Raw genomic sequence first — 2,991 nt, forward strand, 5'->3', positions numbered from 1 at the left:
GGCGGGATACGCATTTTCGCTTGAAAGGTGATGTCGTTCACGATCAGCTCGACCGTTTTATTCTTGACTGGAATCAAGCGAGTGACGTCTATACAGAAAAATCATTGTTCTACTACGGGACACACAGGGTTCAGAATATATTACCGATGCAAATCGTCACGTCGGGTCCGGATTCCCGTTCAGAATATCTGAAGCTTGCTTTGATCAAGATGATCAATGAGGCAAAGCGGACGATTTACATTCAATCGCCTTATTTCATTCCAGACACGAGTTATTTAGATGCATGTAAGGCAGCTCTTCTGTCTGGAGTGGAGGTGCGCATCATGATTCCGAATAAGCCGGACCATCCATTCGTTTATTGGGCGACGACAGCTGCTGTAGGAGAGTTGTTGTCGTACGGAGCTAAAGTCTACACGTATGAACCTGGATTTTTACATGCGAAGACGATTGTTGTTGATGGAGAGATTGCTTCAGTCGGGACGACGAATATCGATGCACGAAGTTTCCGTTTAAATTTCGAAATGAATACAATTGTCTATGATCAGGAAGTAGCAATTGAACTAGAACGGCTCTTCTTAGCCGATTGTGATGTATCAAAGCTCATGACGGTCGAGTCGTATGTTGCGCGTTCAAGAATGATCAAATTCAAGGAAAGTATTTCGCGTTTGTTGTCACCGATTTTGTAAACCGTGTTTACGACCAGTCAAAATGTGAAAAATGGTATAGTGGTATGGAAATAGAAAAAGAGGAGAGTGAAGACGATGGCAAATCCAATTAAATTACTCGTATCAGACATGGATGGTACCGTTCTTTCGGGCAAACAACGAATAGAACCGGAGACGATTCAGGCAATTGAAGCAGCACGCGAACAAGGTGTCGAGTTTGCAATTGCAACAGGACGTAATTACTTAAATGCTAAAGAATTGACGGATGCCGCAGGCATTCATTGTCCGATCATTGCTTCAAACGGGGCACGTGTGATGACCGTCGATGGAGAAGAGTTGAGTGCGACGACTCTGACGACAGAACAAGCACAGCAAATTTACGGCATCATTAGCCAGTACGAAGTCTTCTTCGAGATGTTCTGTGATCAAGGACTCGTGACAGCGCAAGGAGCGACGATTGATGCAGCCTACGATTCGTTAAAAGAATTAAGTGAAGAAAGTGATCGGGCAAAACAAGTGCTTGATTTCTTCCACGATCGCTATTATGTCCACGAAGACGTCAAGATGATTGATGGATTCCGGTCATACATTCGTAATCAAGCGGGAAAAGTATTCAAGTTCATTTCGTTCTCATTTGATCAAGAATTGATGAAAACAATCTGGCAGGAAATCGAGCAGAAAGTCGAGGGTGTCTATGTCACGTCGTCAGGACACGATAACATCGAAGTCATGGCAGTCGGTGCCGATAAAGGAACGGCAGTTAAAATCCTCGNNGGACCACCTTGGTGTGCCGATCGAACAAGTCGCTGTCATCGGTGATAATCTGAACGATCTTCCCATGTTTAAGGTTGCTGGAAAGGCGATCGCGATGGGGAATGGTCATGATGAAGCAAAAGCGATTGCGCATCATGTGACGAAAACAAACGATGAGCACGGCGTCGGATATGCGATTCAGCAACTGGCGTCCCGTGCTTGGTAAGGGGGACGTTTCATGTTTAAGGCATTTAAGGAGTTTGCTTTTCGAGGCAATGTGATCGATTTAGCGGTCGGAGTCATTCTCGGTGCTGCGTTCAGCGGGATTATCAAATCACTCGTCGACAGCGTCTTCATGCCGTTGATCGGTATCATCATCGGTGGTATTGATGTCAAAGGATTATCAATTATGGTCGGAAATGCAAAATTACAGTACGGTCAGTTCCTTCAGGCGAGTATCGAATTCTTATTGATTGCCTTTGCTTTGTTCATCTTCGTCAAAGGAATCACTTCGTTCCGGAAGAAGGAAGAAGTCGTCGAAGAAGAAGCGGTACCAACGACAGAAGAAAAACTATTGACAGAAATCAGAGATGCCTTGATTCGTCAAAATGAGTCATCACCTAAAAACTGATATATACCAAAAGCCTGTCTCACATATTTATGTGAAACAGGCTTTTTTGGCTCATAAAATTTCGAGTAATGCATTTTCGGAGCAGACTTGTAACGAAAGCTGTTTTTTCATTCCTTGATCAAATGAAATTTCTAGCACGTCATCAACCAGGTGCAAGACGGTTCCGGGACCAAATGCTGTATGCGATACACGCATGTTCTCAGTGATCGGAAGTGGAGGAACTTTAGCTCGCGCTGCAATGGCAGGACGTTGGCGTTCTATTTTTCGTTTTGCGGAATCCGGTGTAACAAGACGATGAACGTCTTCGACGAATGGTGAGACATCGAACGATTTCGATTTAAAACGATAAGACAGGAGATGCAGTTCGTGTCGTGCCCGTGTCATCCCGACGTAAAACAAGCGTGCTGCTTCTTCCATATCATCGAGTTGTCCATTCTTGTACGCCTTGATCGTGTCAGCCGATGGAAGAATACCAGCAACGAGATCAATCATAAAGACGCGATCAAATTCAAGCCCCTTTGCACTGTGAAAGGTCGAAAGGGTGACCGCATTTTGATTTTTGTTTTGTTTCGCATCACGCATCAACTGTTCAAGATGCGCGATCCGCTCACGAAAGGCGAGTAACGTCGGTACATCACTTGCGATGTTATCGATCGTATTTAATGTCTCAAGCAGGTGATCGAGACTAAAACCGAGACTCTCACTCATTTTCCGCAAATTCTTTTCGTAGCCCAGTTCATGACGAATCAATGAGAGGGCAGCAGACGGTCGAACGGTCTGAATGGAAGCGAATGTGCGCTTCATTTGTTGAAGTTGTTTCTTTTGATAAAACTTCATCTCGATTTTGTTTATGAGTAGATCAAATACAGATTCACCCGAACCAAACTGTTGCAATTGAGCCAGTTGAGCTTTTGAGATATATCCGGCGAACTTCGTATGGAT

5 protein-coding genes are annotated in these 2,991 nt (G+C 44.4%); 4 read left to right on the top strand and 1 reads right to left on the bottom strand.

Going from position 1 to position 2,991, the window contains the following annotated elements:
• The 4 genes from B2U10_RS14260 to mscL form a co-directional block, all read left to right on the top strand.
• Positions 1 to 686, top strand: a 686-nt coding sequence (locus B2U10_RS14260) for a phospholipase D-like domain-containing protein (protein ID WP_290788467.1), incomplete at its 5' end; no start/stop codon positions are given.
• A 108-nt stretch (positions 687 to 794) separates the two neighbouring features.
• On the top strand, positions 795 to 1,484 hold the full coding sequence (locus B2U10_RS14265; protein ID WP_422653615.1) for an HAD hydrolase family protein: 690 nt from the start codon (positions 795 to 797) through the stop codon (positions 1,482 to 1,484).
• On the top strand, positions 1,453 to 1,644 hold the full coding sequence (locus tag B2U10_RS14270) for an HAD hydrolase family protein (protein ID WP_290788473.1): 192 nt from the start codon (positions 1,453 to 1,455) through the stop codon (positions 1,642 to 1,644). Before B2U10_RS14265 ends, B2U10_RS14270 begins: the two co-directional genes overlap by 32 nt.
• A gap of 12 nt (positions 1,645 to 1,656) precedes the next feature.
• Positions 1,657 to 2,049 (top strand): large-conductance mechanosensitive channel protein MscL, encoded by a 393-nt coding sequence (gene mscL, locus B2U10_RS14275; protein WP_035409394.1) that lies wholly within the window; start codon positions 1,657 to 1,659, stop codon positions 2,047 to 2,049.
• 51 nt (positions 2,050 to 2,100) lie between these two features.
• On the opposite strand, the gene B2U10_RS14280 is transcribed toward mscL, so the two are convergent.
• A partial coding sequence (locus B2U10_RS14280) for a 3'-5' exonuclease (protein ID WP_290788476.1) occupies positions 2,101 to 2,991 on the bottom strand: 891 nt, incomplete at its 5' end.

This window comes from Exiguobacterium sp. UBA7533, from assembly GCF_002479335.1.
Taxonomy (GTDB): domain Bacteria; phylum Bacillota; class Bacilli; order Exiguobacteriales; family Exiguobacteriaceae; genus Exiguobacterium_A.

Excerpts from the sequence above, each read along its gene's own strand:
- mscL (WP_035409394.1), top strand. The coding sequence starts at position 1,657 with ATGTTTAAGGCATTTAAGGAGTTTGCTTTTCGAGGCAATGTGATCGAT.